At 56.5% G+C, this 21,136-nt stretch carries 19 protein-coding genes and 1 pseudogene; 17 read left to right on the top strand and 3 right to left on the bottom strand.

Features of this window, described 5'->3' with window-relative positions; genetic code table 11:
• Positions 1–90 precede the first annotated feature (90 nt).
• Entirely contained in the window at positions 91–378 is a 288-nt protein-coding gene (locus tag AC3Y2E_RS14800; protein ID WP_190927735.1) for a stage VI sporulation protein F, read from the top strand.
• A gap of 53 nt (positions 379–431) precedes the next feature.
• Here AC3Y2E_RS14800 and AC3Y2E_RS14795 read toward each other — a convergent pair whose 3' ends face one another.
• On the bottom strand, positions 432–1,001 hold the full coding sequence (locus tag AC3Y2E_RS14795) for a YdeI/OmpD-associated family protein (RefSeq protein WP_379211486.1): 570 nt from the start codon (positions 999–1,001) through the stop codon (positions 432–434).
• A 468-nt stretch (positions 1,002–1,469) separates the two neighbouring features.
• Between AC3Y2E_RS14795 and AC3Y2E_RS14790 the strand changes: the two genes are divergently transcribed.
• The 8 genes from AC3Y2E_RS14790 (at position 1,470) to AC3Y2E_RS14755 (ending at position 13,454) form a co-directional block, all read left to right on the top strand.
• On the top strand, positions 1,470–2,426 hold the full coding sequence (locus AC3Y2E_RS14790) for an ABC transporter permease (protein WP_190927737.1): 957 nt from the start codon (positions 1,470–1,472) through the stop codon (positions 2,424–2,426).
• Between the two features lie 39 nt (positions 2,427–2,465).
• Entirely contained in the window at positions 2,466–3,317 is an 852-nt protein-coding gene (locus tag AC3Y2E_RS14785) for a carbohydrate ABC transporter permease (protein WP_379211615.1), read from the top strand.
• A 210-nt stretch (positions 3,318–3,527) separates the two neighbouring features.
• Complete coding sequence (locus tag AC3Y2E_RS14780; RefSeq protein ID WP_379211484.1) at positions 3,528–4,565, top strand: response regulator transcription factor; 1,038 nt, start codon at positions 3,528–3,530, stop codon at positions 4,563–4,565.
• A complete protein-coding gene (locus AC3Y2E_RS14775) occupies positions 4,562–6,409 on the top strand; it encodes a cache domain-containing sensor histidine kinase (RefSeq protein WP_379211481.1) in 1,848 nt (615 codons plus the stop codon). Before AC3Y2E_RS14780 ends, AC3Y2E_RS14775 begins: the two co-directional genes overlap by 4 nt.
• A 70-nt stretch (positions 6,410–6,479) precedes the next feature.
• Complete coding sequence (locus AC3Y2E_RS14770; protein ID WP_379211478.1) at positions 6,480–7,250, top strand: SDR family NAD(P)-dependent oxidoreductase; 771 nt, start codon at positions 6,480–6,482, stop codon at positions 7,248–7,250.
• The gene (locus AC3Y2E_RS14765; RefSeq protein ID WP_379211475.1) at positions 7,247–9,403 is read left to right on the top strand and encodes a heparinase II/III domain-containing protein; all 2,157 of its coding nucleotides are present in this window, start codon (positions 7,247–7,249) and stop codon (positions 9,401–9,403) included. Before AC3Y2E_RS14770 ends, AC3Y2E_RS14765 begins: the two co-directional genes overlap by 4 nt.
• A 7-nt stretch (positions 9,404–9,410) precedes the next feature.
• A complete protein-coding gene (locus tag AC3Y2E_RS14760; RefSeq protein WP_379211473.1) occupies positions 9,411–11,756 on the top strand; it encodes a DUF4962 domain-containing protein in 2,346 nt (781 codons plus the stop codon).
• Between the two features lie 135 nt (positions 11,757–11,891).
• Positions 11,892–13,454, top strand: a complete 1,563-nt coding sequence (locus AC3Y2E_RS14755) for an extracellular solute-binding protein (protein WP_379211470.1) — start codon at positions 11,892–11,894, stop codon at positions 13,452–13,454.
• Between the two features lie 740 nt (positions 13,455–14,194).
• Here the strand turns inward: AC3Y2E_RS14755 and AC3Y2E_RS14750 are convergent.
• Positions 14,195–14,878: an SOS response-associated peptidase gene (locus AC3Y2E_RS14750; protein ID WP_379211468.1), complete on the bottom strand. Its 684-nt coding sequence runs from the start codon at positions 14,876–14,878 to the stop codon at positions 14,195–14,197.
• A gap of 583 nt (positions 14,879–15,461) precedes the next feature.
• Between AC3Y2E_RS14750 and AC3Y2E_RS14745 the strand changes: the two genes are divergently transcribed.
• Positions 15,462–15,869, top strand: a complete 408-nt coding sequence (locus AC3Y2E_RS14745; protein WP_332072562.1) for a YhjD family protein — start codon at positions 15,462–15,464, stop codon at positions 15,867–15,869.
• A gap of 119 nt (positions 15,870–15,988) precedes the next feature.
• Positions 15,989–16,324: a YolD-like family protein gene (locus AC3Y2E_RS14740; protein WP_379211465.1), complete on the top strand. Its 336-nt coding sequence runs from the start codon at positions 15,989–15,991 to the stop codon at positions 16,322–16,324.
• Positions 16,325–16,612: 288 nt separating this feature from the next.
• Here AC3Y2E_RS14740 and yqeK read toward each other — a convergent pair whose 3' ends face one another.
• A complete protein-coding gene (gene yqeK, locus AC3Y2E_RS14735) occupies positions 16,613–17,266 on the bottom strand; it encodes a bis(5'-nucleosyl)-tetraphosphatase (symmetrical) YqeK (RefSeq protein WP_379211462.1) in 654 nt (217 codons plus the stop codon).
• 367 nt (positions 17,267–17,633) lie between these two features.
• On the opposite strand from yqeK, the gene AC3Y2E_RS14730 reads away from it, so the two are divergent.
• The 6 genes and pseudogenes from AC3Y2E_RS14730 to AC3Y2E_RS14705 all read left to right on the top strand — a co-directional run bounded on the left by AC3Y2E_RS14730 (position 17,634) and on the right by AC3Y2E_RS14705 (position 21,133).
• Positions 17,634–18,938, top strand: coding sequence for an arsenic transporter (locus AC3Y2E_RS14730; RefSeq protein WP_379211460.1), 1,305 nt, complete (start codon positions 17,634–17,636; stop codon positions 18,936–18,938).
• Positions 18,939–19,270: 332 nt separating this feature from the next.
• Positions 19,271–19,792 (top strand): GNAT family N-acetyltransferase, encoded by a 522-nt coding sequence (locus tag AC3Y2E_RS14725; protein WP_379211457.1) that lies wholly within the window; start codon positions 19,271–19,273, stop codon positions 19,790–19,792.
• Positions 19,793–19,945: 153 nt separating this feature from the next.
• A complete protein-coding gene (locus AC3Y2E_RS14720) occupies positions 19,946–20,281 on the top strand; it encodes a DUF3024 domain-containing protein (RefSeq protein WP_379211455.1) in 336 nt (111 codons plus the stop codon).
• Between the two features lie 11 nt (positions 20,282–20,292).
• Positions 20,293–20,394, top strand: a pseudogene (locus tag AC3Y2E_RS14715) (class I SAM-dependent methyltransferase); the annotation flags it as partial.
• A gap of 25 nt (positions 20,395–20,419) precedes the next feature.
• Complete coding sequence (locus AC3Y2E_RS14710) at positions 20,420–20,596, top strand: hypothetical protein (protein WP_379211452.1); 177 nt, start codon at positions 20,420–20,422, stop codon at positions 20,594–20,596.
• A 63-nt stretch (positions 20,597–20,659) separates the two neighbouring features.
• A complete protein-coding gene (locus AC3Y2E_RS14705) occupies positions 20,660–21,133 on the top strand; it encodes an NUDIX domain-containing protein (RefSeq protein ID WP_379211450.1) in 474 nt (157 codons plus the stop codon).
• The last annotated feature ends 3 nt before the right edge of the window (positions 21,134–21,136 follow it).

The raw sequence follows: 21,136 nt of genomic DNA, 5'->3' as shown, positions 1-21,136 counted from the left end.
AGGTGAAGCCGATAGTTGTTCCCCGGGCAGGCAAAACGACGGCCTATCCGGCATACAATTAGAGACGACCACTTCGGGAGGTGTCCGGCGTTGAGCTATCAAAAGTATGGAATTCCGCGCGAGCTGGTGGAGAGGGTCCGGAAAAAGCTGAAGCATCCGGAGACGAAGGACCGGGTCCGAGCGATTATGGACGGGGTGACGAAGGGGGACTTGCAGGACCGCTCCAAAGTTAAGACGCTGCTCAGCAAGACGGCCAAGGCGCTGGGCGAGCCGATCTCGGACGGTTTGGCCAAACAGATCGTACAGATGGTTCTGGATCTGAAAATCGATCCGAACAATACGTTTCATTTGATTAAGCTGTGGGGGATGTTCCGGTAGGCTGCCATCCCCTTTGCTTCCCTTATCGGGCGAACCGTTGCCGCTGTCGCCTCTTAATAATCCAGAAGACGTCCATGATCATGCCATTGACCGTACATTTTATTTGCTTTTGTGTGCGTAATGAATTTGTCTAAACGACTCCTAAATAATTCCGGCTGATTTTTATAGCTCTGGATCGTGTCGATCCGAATTCGTTTATAAAGAGCAGGAAATGCCAAAAAATTCTCGTATACTTGCCTTTCCTCTTGCAGTCTTTGCTCGATAACCGTATCTATTTTAAAAGAATCGGGGTCCATATCAGGAAGCACCTTTCTTCCTTCGTCTCTCATGAACCCCAACTTTTCGAGGCGGCGGACACGTTCTTTATTCAATTCCGTCCATGAGCTTTTTTTGCTTCTGGGAGACAGTCTTTGCGCCAGCTCCGTCTCGGATATTTTCTTTTTGACCCCATCGATCCAGCCAAAGCATAAAGCTTCTTCGACCGCGTCCAAATATAGCAGCGCATCCGGGTTTGGCGTCATGCTCACGACTACCCAGCAAAAGGTTTCCGTTTTACCCTTTTCCTGCAGCCAGCCCCTCAAGCCTTCTCTTGATGTTACTTTAATCAGATGTTCGATATCCATAAATAAATACGTTCTCCTTCCCGGGTATGGAGAGTCATTTCAATTGATTGCGGCGTCTAGCCCCAAGTCGATGTCGTAGCTAGGAGCAAGAGGATGTAGGGGCACCTATCTTCATAATAGCAATGATGACTTATCAAAGTCACGTTAGCAGCCATCGCCTGTTACCGTTAGAAGACCTCCGGCGCGTGTGAAGTCCGACGTTAGGGGCATTCTCCCGGAGCCGGTCGCTGACGTAACGGCACCGATATCCTATAGGTTCATCAGCCTGACGAACGCTGTTCCTACACCGGAACGGCGTTTTTTCGTTGTGCAAACCCAGCCGCGCGGCTTGCCTCCCACCTAAAAAAAACACAAGTCCAATCAAAGGGACTCCATTGTTGGCGAACCGCTCCCGCTCTATGATTAAAGAGAACAAGCGCTTACAAATCTAGGCTTGCACTACGATAACAGACGGTTGGGGGGAGCGGAATGGCGGCTGCAATACAACCCGAGGCCAAGAAGGCGATCAAGTCTTCGCCCCGCGGAAGATGGCTGGATTACATGTGGAAATACCGGGCGCTGTACTTCATCTCGATACCGGGGATCGTTTACTTTTTCATATTCAAATACGTTCCTTTGTTCGGCTCGGTGATCGCGTTTCAGGATTACAACATTTTCAAAGGATTTACGGGCAGCGAGTGGGTCGGGCTCAAACATTTTAAAACGATGTTCGAGCATTACGATTTCCTCCGCATCTTGAACAATACGATTTTGCTGGGGCTGTACGATCTGTTCATCGCATTTCCGGCCCCGATCGTCCTGGCGCTGCTGCTCAACGAGCTGAGACTCGTGTTGTACAAGCGGGTGCTGCAAACGGTCGTGTATATGCCGCACTTTTTGTCCTGGGTCATTATAAGCGGGATCGCGATCGGCATCTTGTCTCCCTCGACCGGCATCTTGAACAAAGCGCTGTCGCTGTTCGGCATCGATCCGATTTACTTCCTGGGCGAAAATTCGTATATCCGCACGATCTTGATCGGCTCGGGCATATGGCGCGATACCGGCTACGGGACGATCATTTATTTGGCCGCACTGGCGGGTATCAATCCCGATCTGTACGAAGCGGCCGAAGTGGACGGCGCGAGCCGGTGGAGGCAGACGCTGTCGATTACGCTGCCGTCGCTGCTGCCGACGATTATGATTTTGTTTTTGCTTCATATCGGCAAGTTTCTCGATCTCGGCTTCGAGCGTGTGTACGTGTTCCTCAATCCACTTAATACGGAGAACGGCGAAATACTCGATACGTACATTTACAAGGTCGGCCTGTTGTCCCAGCAATACAGCTACACGACGGCGGTCGGTTTGTTCAAATCGCTGGTCGGGCTTATGCTGATCGTCATTGGCAATGTGTTCAGCAAAAAAACGACGGGTGAAAGTCTTTACTAAGGGGTGAGAAACTTGAGAAAATATAGCCGAGGACAAAATATGTTCAACGCGTTCAACGTCGTGCTTCTCACCGTCATCGCCCTGACGATGCTGCTGCCGTTTCTGAACGTGATCGCGCAATCGTTCAGCAGCTCGGAAGCTATTATTAACAACCAGGTCGGCTTGTGGCCGGTAGACTTTACCTGGATCAACTACCAGTACGTGTTCAGCGACGCCTCGATCTGGCGGTCGTTCGGAGTTACCGTATACATTACAGTGTTCGGCACGCTGATCAATCTGCTTGCAACCGCGTCGCTCGCTTACCCGGTTTCCCGTCAGGAATACGTCGGGCGCCAAGCCGTCGTTATGTTCGTGCTTATTACGATGGTATTTACGGCTCCGCTTATTCCGAACTTTATATTGATGAAAAATTTGCATCTGGTCAATTCGTTGTGGGTACTCCTGATTCCCGGGGCAATCAGCGCGTTTAACTTTTTCGTCATGCGGTCGTTTTTCATGCAAATTCCGGCGGAGCTGATCGATTCGTCCCGAATCGACGGATGCGGCGAGCTGCGGATTATTTCCAGCATCGTGCTGCCGTTGTCCAAGCCGGTAATGGCTTCGCTGGGTATCTTTTATGCGGTCAACCATTGGAATACGTATATGAGCGCGCTGTATTACATCAACAAGCCGGCGTTGTGGCCGTTGCAGGTGAAGCTGAAGAAGCTGTTCGAGACGGACGATATCAGCATCGACCCGTCGTCCCAGGTGTTCAGCTCGCTCGCCCACACTTCGCCGGAAGGCATCAAAATGGCCGTCATCATGATCGCCACGGTTCCGATTATTCTCATCTATCCGTTTCTGCAGCGCCATTTCGTCAAAGGCATGATGGTCGGTTCGGTCAAATCGTAGGGCGCATGCGTCTTCGTCCGGGCCGGTCTGCGGAGAACGGAACATGTCGCGGTTCAGACGGCGGGTGAGGCTTCGGACCGGAAGTAACGTCAATCCAATCGAAGCGAAGCAAACGAAACGGGCCGGCCCTACGCCGCCGTCCTCCTTTACAGACGGGAGAACGATGTTGGAGCGCGAGCCGTTGGTTTGCCCGCAAAAGGGGCGTTCACCATGTACAGCATTCTGATCGTCGACGACGAGCCGATAATTCGCAAAGGGCTCGAGAAAATGATCCGGCAGACGGAGTCGCTGGACTGTTCCGTCCGCATGGCCGAAAACGGGGAGGAAGCGCTTGCCCGAATCCGCGAGGAACGACCGGATTTTGTATTCACGGACATTCGCATGCCGCGGATGGACGGGCTGGAGCTGTGCCGGAGGCTGGCCGAGGAGGAGCCGGACGTTCAGGTCGTCGTCATATCCGGCTACGGCGACTTCGAATACGCGCAGAAGTGTGTCTCGTACGGAGTTAAGCAATATTTGCTGAAGCCGGTCGGCGTCCAGGATATGCGGGATACGCTGGCTAAGCTGACGAACGCGCTGGGCCGGAAGCAGTCGCCGTATTATTTGTCGGTAGCCCGGCTGGACGAATGGGTGGAGCAGATGGAGGTCGCGGTCTGGAGTCTTCATAGCGAAGAGCTGGAACGGCTGCTGGAACGGCTGGAGTGCGATTACGATTTTGCCCAATTGACGGTAAGCCGGCAAAACGAGGCGCTGCAGGAGCTGTACGCGCTGCTTGTGAAGAAGCTGGCACACCGCGACGTCGTGCCGCACGACAAAGAGCTGCGGCTGGAGGGCGTCGCCACGAGCGCCGAGTCGTTCGGACGGCTGGCCGAGGCGGTTCGCAAAATCGCCGCCGATTTGAAGGCGAAGCGCAAAGGCAAGGCGAAAAATCCGGTGGAGGCGGCGAAGGCGTTTATCGACGAGCATTTGTCCAAGGAGGTGTCGCTGGAGGAAGTGGCGGACGTGCTGGGGCTGAATCCATCATATTTCAGCCAGCTGTTTAAGCAGACGACGGACGAAACGTTCGTCCAGTACCGGACCCGCCGGAGGATGGACAAAGCCAAGAAGCTGCTGGAGCAGCCGCACTACCGGATTACGGATATTTCCTACGAGGTCGGTTACGCCGATCATCCGCATTTTACGAAAATGTTCAAGAAGCATACGGGTTATTCGCCGTCCGAATACCGCAGCAGGCTCGGGATCGAATGATGAAGAAACGTCTGTCGAGACAGCTTTTCGTCTATTTCCTGGTCGTCATCGTCATGTCGCTTACTACGGTTGGGATTTTCTCGTACACGCAGTCGTCGCGGGCGCTTGACCGCCAGTCGGAGCGGTACATTTCCCAGATCATTACAAGCGCCGCTTATCAAACCGACATTTACTTGAGAACGTATGAGCGGGCAAGCCAGTCGCTGCTCACCAGCATGGATTTGAAGCGCTTTCTCGATATCAATCCGAACGACAGCTACGAGTACTACCAATACTACAATGCGCTGCAAAAGGAACTGTTTCCGACGGTGTTCATTCTCCATCCGCAAACGCATCTGATTTATTTGATCGGAGAGCACGGACGCGCCGTCGCGGACGACAATTCGACCCAGCTGTATACGCCGAACTTCCGGCCTGCGGAGCAGTACGCGATGCTGCTCGAGCGGACGCCGGAGAACGGGGCGATTGCGATGTTCAAGTCGAGCATCAAGCCGGACCAGGCGGACCGGATCATTACGATGGCCCGGAGGGTGCGGGGAGTCTCGTCGTATACGCCGAACGGCGTGCTGGCGATTGAGTTCAAGGAGCAGGATCTCGCGCAAATGTGGAAGCCTCTCGATATCGGGGAGCGCGGCTTTTTCTTCATCGTCGACGAACAGGGTGGTTTGATCTACCGGCCGGCGGATTCCGAATATGCGGGCATTTCGAGCGGAAGTTTGCTTCACAAAGTGACGGAGACCGGCAACGGCAGCTTTCTGGAGAAGCTGAACGGGGAAAACCGGCTGTTCGTCACCCGCAAATCGGACTATTCCAACTGGACGATCGCGATATCCGTGCCCGTGCAGGAGCTGCGCGGCCCGGTATCCGCCATCCGCTCGACAACGCTTGTCGTCGGGCTGCTGACGCTGGTGGCGGCGATCTTCGCCGCGCTCCGGTTCGGCCGCTCGATCGTGAAGCCGATTCAGGTGCTCAAGAACGGCATGCGCCAGACGGAGAAAGGCAATTGGGCCCATATTCACGTTCCCGAGCGGCAGGACGAGATCGGCAGCCTGATTGTGACGTACAACCGGATGGTGACCCGTCTGTCGGAGCTCGTCGAGGAAGTGTACGCAGCCGAGCTGAAGCAGCAGGGGACGCTGCTGGATTTGCAGGAAACCCGGCTGGAGCGGCACAGGGCGGAGTTTCAGGCGCTGCAAATGCAGATTAACCCGCATTTTTTGTACAACACGCTGGAGACGATCAAATGTTACGCCGTCGTCCAGGATTCCGCGGAAATTACCGAAATGGTGGAGGCGATGGCCTTCATGCTGCGGTATTCGATCCAGACGAATCTGGAGGAAATTACGATGGCCAACGAGCTGAAGCATGTGCTCAGCTATATGACGGTACTGCGGCACCGGCACGGGCGCGACTTCGACATCGACGTCGCGGTTCCTCCCGAGCTGCTGCTGGAGAAGATGGTACGGCTGACGCTGCAGCCGATCGTGGAAAATATTTTTCAGCATGCGTTCCCGGACGGGATCGAGGACCGGCACTACATCCGGATCGACGCGCGGCGCGAGGACGACCGGTTTCTCGTGATCGTCGAAGATAACGGGGCCGGCATGAGCCCGGAGAAGCTGGAGGCGCTGCGGGAGAAGCTGAAGCAAAACCGGCTGGCCGAACCGGACACCGGCTCGATCTATCATCGCGGAGGCATCGGTCTGATGAACGTGCACCGGCGCATCCAGCTCGTATTCGGCGAACAGTACGGCATGTCGGTCGGCAGCGAGCGCGGCAAGGGAACGCGCATTACGCTAACGATGCCGGGCATACGCAACAAGCTCAGCATAGCGGCGGACTGAACGGACAGAGGCTGACATTCAAAAACTGGCATTCTGCCCAAAAAACAAAAATCATGAGGAGGACGAAACAATGAATACGATCGATCTGACGGGGAAAGTCGCTTTAGTAACGGGTTCCAGCTCGGGTATCGGACGCGCGGTTGCGATCCGGCTGGCGGCCAGCGGAGCGAAGGTGGCGGTTAATTATTTGAAAAATGCGGGCGACGGCGAGGAGACGGTCCGGACGATCCGCGCGGCTGGAGGGACGGCGGAGCTGTTCCAGGCCGACGTCTCGAAGCTGGATCAGATCGATACGCTCGTGCGCGCCGTCGAGGCCGCCTTCGGCACCGGAATCGATATCCTTGTGAACAATGCCGGTCATCTGGTGCAGCGTTGCTCCAACGCGGATATGACGGAGGAGCTGTACGATACGATCATGGATGTAAACCTGAAAAGCACCGTGTTCGTGACGAAAACGGCGCTGCCGGGCATGAAGGCCAAGGGCGGGGGCGCTATCGTCAACCTGTCCTCGCTGGCGGGGCATGACGGGGGCGGGCCGGGCGCGAGCGTGTATGCGGCGAGCAAGGGCGCGATCGTCTCTTATTCCAAAGGGCTTGCCAAAGAGCTGGCAGCCAGCGGCATCCGGGTTAATGCCGTTTCCCCGGGCTTTATCGGCCAGACGGCGTTCCATGCGACGTTCACCTCCGAGGAAGGGCGCAAAGCGACGGTCGGGCGCGTTCCGCTTGGACGGGAAGGCACTCCGGACGACGTGGCCGGGGCGGTTCTGTTCCTCGTCTCCGATCTGGCTTCCTACCTGACCGGAGAAACTGTCGAAGTAAACGGAGGCATGTTCATGCGATGAAGACGACACGAATCCGGGAAAAGGTGCGAGGGAGCATATGGGGTCAGCCGGCCTGCGAACTGCTGCGCCGCGAGCTGGATTCGCTGCCGGAGCAGGCGCTGGCGATCCCTCATGAGCCGGGCGGGTGGTGGCACCAATACGTGTGCCCGGAGCATCATACCGAGCTGCTATTCGATCCGGCCGAGGCGGATGCGCTGTCGTACGTTTGCCCTCACGGCTGCCGGCTGTCGGGCGAGCCTTACCGCGGCGCCTGGCTCGTGTTCAAGCACCAGGCGCTGGCACGGTATGCGCTTCAGGCAGCGTCTGTTTATGCGGGAACCGGCGATGAGGCATATGCCGCGCTCGGCCGGAAGCTGATTGCCGGTTATGCCGCGCAGTTTCCGCATTATCCGGTCCATCCGGACGCCCAGCCCTGGATGCTGAAAGGGCGAGCCTTTCATCAGGCGCTGACGGAGGCGATCTGGGCGACGACGCTAATCCGGGGGTATTTGCTGCTGCGCGACGAGGGTGCTGCCGATTGGGAAGAAGCGGATGCTGCGGCGATGGAGACGTTTCTCGGCTTGCTGGAAAGCAGTATGGAGCAGTACCGGCACGTCTTGATTCATGAAAAGCGCAATCCGGAAAATAACTACACGGCTTGGCTAAACGCGGCGCTAGCCTGCGTATATGCCGCCCGCGGCGAGAAGGAAAAGCTGCTGGCGCTCGTTGACGGCGAAGGCGGACTGCTCCATCATCTGACGATCGGCGTAAAGCCGGATCAGTTCGAATTCGAGGGCAGCACGTATTACCACATTTTTGTACTGCGGGCGTATTTCATTACAGCGGAGATGGCGGAACGGCTTGGCGTCGATTTGTACGCGGTCCGGGGAGCGGACGGTCAGTGCTTCGAAGGGATGCTGGACGTGCTAGCCGGGCTGGCGAACGATCTCGGCGAGCTGCCTGCGCTGCACGACGGCCCTTACGCGCGGGTGCCCTACGCCCGGGAGATCGCCGAAGTATTCGAGACCGGGCTGACCCGGTACGGGCATGCCCGGTATACGCCGATTCTTGCCGAAGCTTACAGACAGCTGTACGGCGGGCCGGTGCGGACCGGACTGGAGGCCGTGGTGTACGGAACGGGCGATTGGACGCCGACGCCTTATCGTATGGATCAGGGAGCGGTGGATGGCTTGGAAGGAGGAGCCCGCGCCCGCTCCGGGATTCCGCCGGCTGACGACTATAATCAGCGCCGTTCGCTGCTGCTTGCCGACTCGGGTTTCGTCGTGCTGCGCCGTCCGGGGAGCAAGCTGTCCCTTCTGGCCGATTTCGGTCCGCACGGCGGCTCGCACGGCCATTACGACAAGCTGCACGTATCGCTTATGCACAAGAGCGGCGCCGTCGCCCCGGATATGGGAGTGGTGCCGTACGGCTCGCCATTGCGGAAAGGCTGGTATGCGGAAACGGCGAGCCATAACACGGTGTCGATCGGCGGACAGTCGCAAGCGCCGCATGAAGGCGAATGCGTCGGATTTGAAGAGGGGGCGGACAGGGCTTACGTCTGGCTCCGCTCGGATCAGGCTTACGCGGGTACGGTGCTCGACCGTCATCTGCTGCTGACCGGGGAATGGCTGCTCGACTGGTTCGAGGTACAGACCGGGGAAGAGGCGGAGATCGACTGGTGGATGCACGGAATCGGAGTTATGGCGCCCGCCGGTTCTCCGGAAGCGTGGGCGGACGGCATCGATACAGGCGCTGAGGGTGTGGTATTGGGCGCCGGCGGCGGTTACTCTTACATTCGGGAGGTACGCAGCCATAAGCCGGTCCTGCCCGGACAAGATACCTGCTTATGGCGGATGACGGTGGAAGGAACGGAGGAGCAGGTGACGGCGGCGATGGTGCTGTTTCCCGGCTCCGAGGCTAAGTTGATTCGCACGCCGGGCGTATCCGTCGATCCGAGCAGGCCGGGGGCAGGTCTGCTTCATCGGCAGCGCGGGCGCTCGGCCAGGTTCATCGCGGTGTACCGGGACGGTGCAGAGCCGTTGTCGCTTCATTTCCGCGAAGGAACGGCTGGAGGTGCCGCGCTGGATATCGCCGACGGTAACGGTGTGCGGAGGACCGTTCATTTTACGAAGCAGGCAGGTTTACGTTTGGCAGAGCCAACCCGAGGAGCGTGATCCGGAAATGACGAAGCTGTACGAGCCGAACAGCGGCATATTAACCGTCCTGTATGAACCGAACGAGCGGACGATACTGCTGGAAAATCCGCCGCGCTTCACCTGGATGCCGGCGGCGGAGTCCGACGACCGGTACGTGCTGCAGCTGTCGTCTTCGCCGGGCTTCGAGGCGGAGCGAACGGACGTATACGAGCCCGTTCCATATAACTACTTCACCCCCGATCGGCCGCTTGCCCCGGGTACCTACTACTGGCGTTACGCCCTGCTGATCGGGGAGGAGACGGCGGACGGCTGTGCCGCCGGGATCGGCGCTGCGGCGAATACGGGTGCCGGGCGGCGGACGGAATGGAGCCGGGTCCGTTCGTTTGAAGTGCCGGCAGGGCTGCCGGAGACGCCGCTGCCGGGACGCGGCACCCGTTACCCTGCGGCGGGCGGGGGGCACCCCCGCTTGTGGCTGCAAGCCGATTCGCTTGCGCCGTTCCGCGATGCGGTGCGAAAAGACGAGTCCGCGTACGGCTGGGGCGAGTTTATGGAGAAATCGGTACTCCCCTGGACGAACCGGCCGCTCATCCCGGAGCCTGCACCATATCCGGACAACAAGCGGGTGGCCCATCTATGGCGCCGGATGTACATCGATTGCCAGGAGTGCTTGTATGCGGTCCGTCACTTAAGCGTCGCCGGCATCGTGCTCGAAGATCGCGAACGGATCGGACAGGCGAAGCGGTGGCTGCTGCATGTGGCGTCTTGGAATACGGAGGGAGCGACGAGCCGGGACTATAACGACGAAGCGGCTTTCCGCACCGCCGGCGCGCTTGCCTGGGGCTACGACTGGCTGCACGGGGAGCTGAACGAGGCGGAGCGGGCGGCAGTGCGCCGCAGCTTGTTCCGCCGTACCGAGCAGGTCGCCTACCACGTGATCGAGCGGTCGAAAATTCATCAGGTGCCGTACGACAGCCATGCCGTCCGCTCGCTGTCGTCGGTGCTGGTTCCTTGCTGCATGGCGCTGCTAGGGGAAGAGCCGAAGGCCGAGCAGTGGCTCGACTACGCGATCGAATATTTCGCCTGCCTGTATTCGCCTTGGGGCGGCGCGGACGGAGGCTGGGCCGAGGGGCCGATGTACTGGACGACCGGCATGGCGTTCGTCACCGAAGCGATGAATCTGCTGCGGTCTTACACCGGAATCGATTTGTACCGCCGGCCCTTTTTCCGGCGAACCGGAGATTTTCCGCTGTATGTGTTTCCGCCGGACGTAAGGCGCGCCAGCTTCGCGGATCAGTCTACGCTCGGCGACCCGCCCAGCCTGAAGACGGGGTTTAATGTCCGCCAGTTTGCCGGAGTCACGGGGGACGGACGCTACCAATGGTATTATGAGCAAGTAAAACGTCTTAATCCTGATGCGGACAGTAAATTTTACAATTACGGCTGGTGGGATTTCCGTTTCGACGAGATGACGTATCTTCACGATTATCCGCTTGTCGAGCCTGTGGCGCCTGCCGGCATTGAAGCGGTCAAATGGTTCAAGGACGTCGGCTGGGTGGCGATGCACCGCCGTATGGACGATCCGCAGGAGCATATCATGCTGCTGACGAAGAGCAGCCGCTACGGCTCGATCAGCCACAGCCACGGCGATCAGAACGCTTTTCTGCTGCATGCGTTCGGCGAACCGCTGGCGATCGAGAGCGGGCATTACGTCGCCTTCGGCAGCACGATGCACCTTCAATGGCGCAGACAGACCCGCTCCAAAAACGTCATCCTGATCGACGGGCAGGGCCAATATGCGGGACCCGATAAGGTGCTGAACATGGCGGCCTCCGGAACGGTGCTCGAAGTGTGCGATACCGGAGACTGCAGCTTCGTCCGATCCGATGCGACCGCCGCTTACAAGCAGCTGGTGCCGTATTTAAAATCGTATGTCCGTGAAATTTATTTCGTAGGGCAGTCGTATTTCGTGATTGTCGATCACGTCGATCTGGAGCAGCCGGCTTCCGTCGATTGGCTGTTCCACACGCTGCATCCGATGACGATCAAAGGCCAGTCGTTCCGGGTTAACGGAGAACAGGCGGAGCTTGCCGGCCGGTTTGTCTATTGCTCGTCGGGAGAGCTGAAGCTGTCGCAGCATAACGCGTTCACGGACGTTGACCCGGCGGAGATCGAAGGGCTGCCGCTTCACTGGCATTTGACGGCCTCGACCCGGAAGGCGTCCAGCCACCGCATTGCCGCGCTGCTCGTCCCGATGAAGAAGGGGGACGCCAAATACGTCTCGTTTTTTATGGACGATCAGGATCACGGGGTTCACTTGTATTTCACGGAGGACGGCAGGACGCAGCGTATTGAAATCGCCAAATCGTATTAGGCGTGACGGGTAAATCTGAAAAAATGACAAACCGACATAAAGCCACTCCATTGTTGAAATCCGCATCCGGCGATAAGATAGGGCTAGAACTACGATAAAGCGTTTTCAATATAGCGAAAAGGGAAGAGGGGTATCATGAACAAATGGTTTAAAGTGAGCTTGGTGAGCACGCTTGCCCTTGGCACCTTAGTCGGCTGCGGTACGAAAGAGGACGGGAATTCCGGCAAGGACGGCCAGGCAGCCGGCCCGGGAGAAAAGACGAAGTTTTCGATCGCGCTGCGGACGCTGGCTTTTAACTATGTGGAGAAGTCCCCGAATCTGAACGAAGACAAGTGGGTCAAGCGGCTGGAAGAAAAAACGAATACCGATCTGAACATCGTGCTCGTGCCGCATAAGGAATATGAGCAGAAGATGGTGCAAATGTTCGCCACCGGCGACGTTGCGGACGTGATGCAGGGCAGCGGAGGCGTCAACGGCAAAGAAATGGCCGGCTCGGTGCAGGCGGGCGTCTTTATGCCGCTGGACGACCTGCTGAAGAAGCACGGGCAAAATCTGCTGAAGAAAATTCCGAAGGACGCTTGGGATCAAGTGTCGTATCAGGGCAAAATTTACGCGATTCCGGAATATTTGTCCAATCCTTCGCGGAGAGCGACCTGGGTTCGCCAAGATTTGCTCGATAAAGCCGGGCTGAAGGCGCCGAAGACAGTGGAGGAAACGCTCGATATGCTGCGTGCGTTCAAGAAGCTGGGCGTCGAGAATCCGTATATGGGCCGTCAAGATTTCAAATACGCCGATACGTTTTTTGGAGCGTATGATGTGTATCCGTATTTGTCGATGTTCGAGAAGCAGGGCGACCAGGTCGTTCCGAAGTTTTTCGACTCGGACAATATGCAGAAGGCGCTCGGCGTCTACAAGACGATGTACGATGAGGGCTTGATTAACAAGGAGTTCGCGACGATCAACCCGACGACGTTCAAAAACACAATCCTGGCCGGTAAAGCGGGCATGTGGACGATGAATGCCAACGAGCTGCTGCAATGGGAAGCGCAATTGAAGGCGAGCGTTCCCGAGGCGAAGCTGGAAATTATCCCTTCCCCGACCGGAACTGACGGCAAGGGCGGCCATTATTTGTACGGATCGGTCACCCGCTCGTATTTTATCAAAAAAGATGTGAAAAACGCCGAAGGCATCGTGAAGTTTTTCGACTGGATGATCTCGGACGAGGCGGAGAAGTTTTTCACGTTTGGCGTTGAAGGCGAGACGTACAAGACGGAGAACGGCAAAATCGTCTATACGTCGCCGACCGATCCGACGGCTGTCGACGAAGAGCGGTACAGACAGGCGTTTCTGTGGATGGTTCAGGATACGACGTACAACAAAGGCTCGCTGGAGCTGACGCCCGAAGGCAAAAAGCTGATTCAGATTTACGATACGGTTCTCGCCAAGGAAGGGCGCGACGGCATCACATTCGAACCGCGTCTGGAGTCGCTTACGAAAAATCCGGACGTTTCGCCTAATTCCGACACCGCGCCACCGCTTCTGCTCACCCACATGGTCAAAATGGTGTACGGCAAAGAGCCGATCTCCGACTGGCCGAAGGTAATCGAGGAGTGGAAATCGAAGGGCGGCAACGAGGTTATCAAGGAAGCGACCGACAAGTTCAACAAAAAAGAAGGAATCACGATGCCGCGGCGGTAAGGCCGGACGCGGGCGCGGCTTTCTTCGGAAGGGATGTCCCCAAAGTCATTAATCGTTTTTTTGAGCCTCATCCAGAACCGATTCCCTCAAGAAAAAGGACCTCAGTCTCCACCTTACGTGGAATTTGGGGTCCTTTTGCTCGGATATTGGGACGCCTCTGTCACGCGGACACTTTTGGCCCCCCTCTTTTCCGTGCATAGATCGATGTATATTTACCGTGGTGAAGGGGAAAAGGATTCCCTTTACTGATCGGGTCAGCGAAAAGGGTGCATCTCCCATCAGTTGGTGGAAATAAGGGGTGCAAACCGCTTCTATTCGTTTCCGTTTGTCGAAAAGGCCGAAAATAGAAGGTGCCAAAGAGACTGTCGATTCATTGTGTAGAAATGTTAGCAAGACCGTTCCAAGTGAAAAGTTACCTTCTTCTGCTCAAACAGGTTGTCCGGAATCCCTTGATTGAATAAGGATTGTAAGGTAGGGGATTCCAGACAAAACTCGCCAGAAGGTAATCTTTTCCCTTTCCACTTGGTTGTCCACAATGAATCGACAGCCTCGCCAAAGACTCCTATTTTGTTCCGGGCTCACACGCGTAGACGGTTTTTCCTGCCGCTATTTTTAGGAAGATCCTGTTTCCGGGGTTACTACGCAGGGTCCTGAGTAGCAGCCTTCTGGGCAGGAACGGGTTTTTGCTGCCGGCTACGGGAGGCGATTCGCTCCACCCGGGGCCTCGGCCTGGGCCGGCCCTAATCGTCGATGGTGAGCCTGCGTATACATTCGGGACTGTCGTTTCTGACATTGCCGACGCCGGCGGCGACCGGGTAGGCCGTCATCTGCTCGGCCGGATAAGGCCGCAGCAGACCGAGCAGCAGGGACGTTTGGCGCATGCTGCGGTCCAGCCAGATTGCCTCCTGCTCCGGCGGGACGATGACCGGCATCCGGTCGTGAATGTCCGCCATCAGCCGGTTGGGGGTCGTCGTAATGACCGTGCATGTGCTGACTTTGCGTCCGTCCGGGGTTGTCCACGACTCGTACAGGCCGGCCATCGAGAAGAGCGATTCGTCCTTCATCGTAATGCGCATCGGCTGTTTGCCGCCGTCCTGCTTTTTTTTCCACTCGTAAAAGCCGTCCGCCGGGATAAGGCACCGTCTGCGCTCGAAGGCGGTCCGGTAAGCCGGCTTCTCCGCTACGGTTTCGGCGCGGGCGTTGATCATTTTGAACCCTGCCGCTTCGTCCTTCGACCATTCCGGCACGAGCCCCCATTTCAATTCCCCGATCCGGTTGCTCGCCCCGTCGTTAATAACGGCAACCACCATTTGGCCCGGGGCTACGTTATATTTCGGACGGTGGTACAGCGGGAAAAACGGATCGATCTGATACCGCATCAGCAGTTCCTCAAGCGTGACCGTAATTGTGTATCTGCCGCACATGGATAGTCCTCCTTACGGGAAAGTTTGTTCGCATCTATGACGAATCCGGGAATGTTACTTGGGGGATTCTCCCATCATTCAATAATCCAGTTGCATCAAACGAACGAGTGGAACAAGGGAACCGATGCGGCGTTCGGATTTTGGCGAAAGGGGTTACGCTCTAGCTTGACGGATGAAAACGGCATGAAAGCGCGAATTTCGGTATATCAGGCCCCCCTTTACGTAGGGCCTTTATCGTAGAAAAGGCTTGTGGAGCTGCTGCTCTTACCTCCATTGTACGCTTTTCAAACCGCATCTTCCAGTTAGCCTCCCGTATGCCGGGAGCGGCCGGAGCCGGACGAAGTTGGCGCGCATCAAAATTTTCCCTCTTGAAACAGGAATATATGTTCGCTTATTGTATATACTAGTAAGGGAACGTTTGTTCTTATTTGTGAGGCTGGAAGTATACGATTTTAGCCGAGTTGAACGGTTACCGCTTGCAAGAAAGCTCCCACTTGTGCAGAGTTCGTCGTAGAGAAGGCTTCGCTTAGTCACATAGTCGCTTAGTCGGCTTAGAAGCTTTTCTAAAAAAGGGGATGTTCGAATGGGTGAAGGTGGGACGATGCACATGCCGGACGGAATCAAGCGGACCCCGCTGGAGACGCAGGAAGAGCTGCAATGGGTGCTCGATTACATGCTGCTGCCGGTCGTGCTCGATGTGCTGGAGCGCGATATCCGGACGCTCGATACGCTCGAGCTGAAGATGCCGTTGCTGTATATCAAAAGCTTAAGAAAAGTGCAGGATCGGGTAAGCGGCGAAATGGCCGCCCTTCGCGGCAAGCTGAAAAGCCGGGGAATCCGGATTTACGATCAGCGGCGGGCGAAGGAGCAGCTCGAGGCGGATTTTATGTGCAGGGGCTACCACCGCAAATGCTCGATGCTGTGGGGGCTCGTCAAATCGGAGGTAGAGCGCAAGCTGAGCGTTTATTTGGAGCTCGATCTGGCTCAGTGATGATGGCGGGAAGTTGGCTCCTTGTAACGGTACGCCGGCGTCCCGGGTACGAACGACCCTCCCGCGGCTGCGGCGGAATAGGCGAATGGCTGGCAGGACAAGATTGGGGGAATGACAACATGGGGAAGAAACTGGAAGGGAATGGTCTGTTCGAATCATCACGTATGATGCTGCCGGAACATAAGGCGCAGTTTGCGGCCAAGCAGAAGGAGACCGGGCATCGGCAACGCCCTCTGCTGGACGACCAGGCGCTGGAACAATACGCGCTGCTGCTGCTGGAGTCGACGGAACGGCAGACGGATGTCGTCATCTGCGTCTTCGATCCCGTCCGGGACGAAACCGTCCAAGGGAGAGTGGTCAAAATCGACTTTACGCTGCGTCGGGTGAAAGTAGCCTGCGCTGGAGAGACTGTCTCGATCCAGTTTGCGGATATCGTCAACGTTACACGGGGGTAAGAGGACTGGGCGGGTTCAGGCCGCAGACTTAGGAATTGAGGCTTTGCAAGTCCGCTCGGGGCAGCTTGCAGCTCGGCAGGGCTGGGCGGAACAGCGGCCCGCCCGAGTCTGTCGAACAGCAGCGCCGCTGGCTGACTGAAGCGCGGTCGCATTCTCCCGGCAAGGGCCGGTTGGGCGGGCAGGTGGCTGCTGGATGCTAGAAAAAGCCGCTCCCGCTCTGCCGGTGTGCCGAAGTTCAGGTACATGGTATCCGGAACAGGGAGCGGCCGGGTGTTGGCAAGAATGACGCTAGCGGCTGTTCCGCAGGGGCAGCGTCACCTCTTGCCGGGCGATGACGGCCGGCAAATCCCGGTAAGCGTCCGCCAGCCAAGGGTGGACGACTTTAAGCTTATCCTTTTGCGACCACAGGTAGCCGATATACGCCATCGCTCCATGCTCCAGCGACTCTTCGAGCTGGGCGTTCAGCTCGGCCAGATACGGCGGGGTTCCCGCCTGATCCCACGAGATTTTATCGGCGACGAAGACGATCCGGTCCAGCAGCGTGGAAGGGGCTCGCAAGGTCGTATGGCAGCCGATCGCATCGAGCACGTCCTGCCGGGTTATCCCGAACAGATCCCGGGCTACGGCAACGGACAGCTTCTGGTGGATGATCATCGGGAACGCCTCTTCTTCCGGGAGCACTTCGATGCCGAGATTGCGGGCCACGACAGCCCGTTCGGCGCTCGGATAGATGGCGCTGCTATCGTGCAGCCAGCCGGCGGTTTCCGCCGCGTCCGGGTCCGCGCCGAACCGCATCGCGAGAGAGCGGGCTTCGGCGCCAACCATGATGCTGTGCTCCGCCGTCTTGGGGCAGCCGTGCGATTCGAGAAACCGGCGTACGTCCGCTGCCGTATCGCCGCTGTGCTGAAAGGTACGGGCTTCCGTTTCAAAAAAAGGATGCAAGGGTGTTCAAACTCCTTCCAGAGATATTGTTTTATCCCAGTTTACCATACAACCGATTCGCTGCCCCGGCCGCCGTTAAAAACCTTTTGCTCCCGTTACCCTTTCGGCCTTATAGTAGAGAAAGTGGAAACATGGCGTTCGGGCAAGAAAGCGGCGTTATGCGGGGCGAAAGTGGCGGACCAGGACTTTGGAAGCGGGCTGTTATCGGCGGCAACCCATGATGAGTGCTTTGGCTGTACGGGGAGAAAGGACAATGCGAAGGGAAGGGCGGACGCTATGAACGGTTCGCCATGCAGCGATTGCAACGCGCGGTCTAAGACGTATGGCGCCGGATGCCGTTAATCGGCTTCGGGGGGAATCGGCACAAGTGGCAACAACGGTATTGGCTATCCTTATTTTTATTCTGACGATGACCTTCGTCATCTGGCAGCCGCGGAATCTCGGTATCGGCTGGTCCGCGTCGGGCGGGGCGCTGCTGGCGCTGCTTGCCGGGGTGGTCGGCTTGCACGATGTGGCGACCGTGGCCGGCATCGTTTGGAACGCGACGCTGACGTTTGTCGCGCTGATCGTGATCTCGGTCATCCTGGACGAGATCGGATTTTTCGAATGGGCGGCGCTTCATATGGCCCGGCTTGCCGGAGGGAACGGCAGACGCATGTTCGTGTACATCATTTTACTGGGGGCGGGGGTATCGGCGTTTTTCGCCAACGATGGAGCGGCGCTTATCTTAACGCCGATCGTGCTTGCCCAAGTTCGGGCGCTGCGGCTGGAGGAAGCGCGGATTTTGCCTTTTGTCATGGCCAGCGGTTTTATCGCCGATACGACGTCGCTGCCGTTTATTATCAGCAACTTGACCAATATCGTGTCCGCCGATTATTTCGGGATCGGGTTCGTCGAATACGCGTCGCGGATGGTGGTTCCGAACTTCTTTTCTTTGGCGGCCAGCGTAGCGGTGCTGTATATCGTGTTTCGCAGAAACGTCCCCGCGCATTACGACACCGCAGACTTAAAGCAGCCGGCAGCGGCCGTTAAGGATAAGCGGCTGTTCCGTATTTCCTGGGCCATTCTCGGCGTACTGCTCGTTGCTTATTTGCTTAGCGAGTGGGTCGTTGTGCCGGTATCGTTTATCGCGGGGGCGGTCGCTTTGCTGTTTTTGCTGGCTTCCCGCGGCAGTCCGGTCGTTCAGTCCAAAAAAGTGCTGCTGGAAGCGCCTTGGTCAATCGTTATATTTTCCATCGGGATGTACGTCGTCGTCTACGGCTTGCGCAACGCGGGACTTACCGATCTGCTGGCCGGCGTGCTGGAGCAGCTCGCCGCATCCGGCTTGCTGGCGGCTACCGTGGGCATGGGAATGATTGCGGCGGTGTTATCGTCCATTATGAACAATTTGCCGACCGTTATGATCGGCGCTTTGGCGATTGACGGCACGTCCACCGAAGGGCTCCTTCGCGAAGCGCTTATCTACGCTAACGTCATCGGCACCGACCTCGGCCCGAAAATGACCCCGATCGGCTCCCTTGCGACGTTGCTGTGGCTGCACATTTTGGCGCGGAAAGGCGTTCGCATCACGTGGGGGTACTATTTTAAAATCGGCGTCGTGCTGACGCTGCCTACTCTGCTCATTACTCTCGGGGGATTGTATGTTTGGCTTCGGGTGTTGGGTGGGGGGTGAGGAACGGGCCGGATAAAGCTACCGTCATATAAACGAATACAAAACGAAGCGTCGCCCCTTTCCATTAGAAAGAAAGGCGGCGCTTTTTTAATGGGAAGGAAAGCGCTGAAGTCGCGTGTTGAAGCTATGTCCCAATTTTGGCATGAGCATAGAACTTTTGCTCGTACTAATGTCTTGCAGCAAACCTGCCTTTGGGTTAAAGTGGATGAAAACGCTGGATTATGCAGGGAATGAAGCGGTGATCCAAAGCTTACTCCAATACTCGTCTGCAGGGTAAAACAAATCGCAAGGCCAGAGAAAAGCATCCCAAACGATCCGGAAGGAGAGCCGTTATGGACCTCATCAACACCGCAAGACTGCGGATCAGACCGTACGAGAAAGAGGAGTTTGTCTCCATTCACCGTATACTCAGCGATCCGGTTACTATGCATTTTTGGCCCTTGCCGTTTACGGAGGAGCAGACTTCGGGCTGGATTCGCAGGAGCTTGGACAGCTATGCGGCCTGGGGATTTGGAAGGGCGGTCATCGAGCTGAAGGAAACGGGCGAAGTGATCGGCGATGGGGGGCTCATGAAAGCTGAGCTGGACGGTACGACCGAGAACGATCTCGGATACATCATTTACTCCCCGTATTGGCATCAAGGGTATGGATATGAAGCGGCACAGGCGATATTGGACTACGGTTTCGTCCATCTCGGACTGCACAGAATTTGCTCCAATATGCCAATCGATCATCACGCCTCGCGGAGAGTGGCCGAGAAGCTAGGGATGACTTTGGAAAAAGAATATATCAACCGCCGAAACCGGAACATCCGGACTTATTTGTTCGCGAAAGAGACGGCGGAAAAAGCTTAATACCAAACCCTTCACCATCGTTTTTTTCATACATATGATCTGCTACAGTTTCGTGTATTCATTACTATTCGCAGGCAGCAGTAGAAAGGCTTAGTATCGGACTTCTCTCCCCAAATCCCCAGAATTACTATGGAAAGGTAAAGGTGAACCGAAATGCTGGACGCGTTTACTAAAAAGAGAATTGAGAATATTTTGGACAGTTACATGGAACAAAAAGTGCCCAAACATGCCAGAGATCAAGTGAAACTCAACTACAAGATCCGCGGTGATTCCGTAACGTTATTCGAGGAAAGAGTCGGGTTTCGCAGCGATCAATGGATTCAACTGCCGATTGCTCAGTTTCGTAGAAATGAAAACAACAAGTGGACCGTTTACTGGCAGGATAGTAAAGATCGGTGGCATCCTGTCGTTGAGATCACTCCAGAAGACGACTTCGAACTCCAATTGCAGGCTGTGGACCGAAATAATCAAGGAGTATTTTGGAAATAGGGGTGCACTTTATGGAGAGCGCTAGAATAGAGCGGATTCGCCAGGGAGAACGCAACTACCACGAAGCTTGCTACGAGGAGTACAAGCTGTTCGAACCGGGCTCTTGGTTGTACGGCCGCTGAGCCGCTCGAAGTCCAGATGGAACTAAATCTGGAGACGGCGGCCGTACAGGAGCTGTTCGGTAGACTTTATCGGGAGTGGAATGTGGTGGAGGCCAGCGTGAAGCCGATGCAATTCCCTATAAACCGGCACGGACGGGAAGTTATTCTGAAAAGCGATGTGGTGACCTTTGCCGCGCAAAAACGAGCTCCGTAAACGGAAAGCGAAAGCATGGATCGCCGAAATCGGACATACAAATCAGGCTAAGGGGGATTCCACTTGGGAGAAGCCAGATTTTATTATCGAAACGAACACGCTCCGCGGCCCAATAAGCCGACCGGTATCGGAGTAGTCGCGATTATCAGACGTGATGACGGCATTTTGCTGGAAAAACGGTCGGACAGCGACCGCTGGGCGATCATTGGCGGGGGCGTGCAGGAGCACGAGTCGCTAACGGATGCGCTAAGCCGGGAAGTTAGGGAAGAAACGGGCTTAACCGTGTGCGGTGTAAAGCTGTTCGGGACGTTTTCGGACCCTTCCAGAATCGCCGCTTTTCCGGACGGCAATGTGAAACGGATCATAACGATCGCATATGAGGTAGAAGTCGAGCCTTTCTCGGAAATCGGGTGCAGCGAAGAGTCGAAAGAGGTGCGATTTATACCGGTCGGTCAACTGCATCAACTCCCTATAGCCGAAACACATCTGCCGATCATTCAGTCGATTGTAACGGGGCAAAGCGTTATATTGGAATAAAGG

The organism is Paenibacillus sp. MAH-35, from assembly GCF_058135425.1.
Note: the sequence above shows the minus strand (reverse complement) of the source record. Positions and strands in the feature narration are given on the sequence as shown.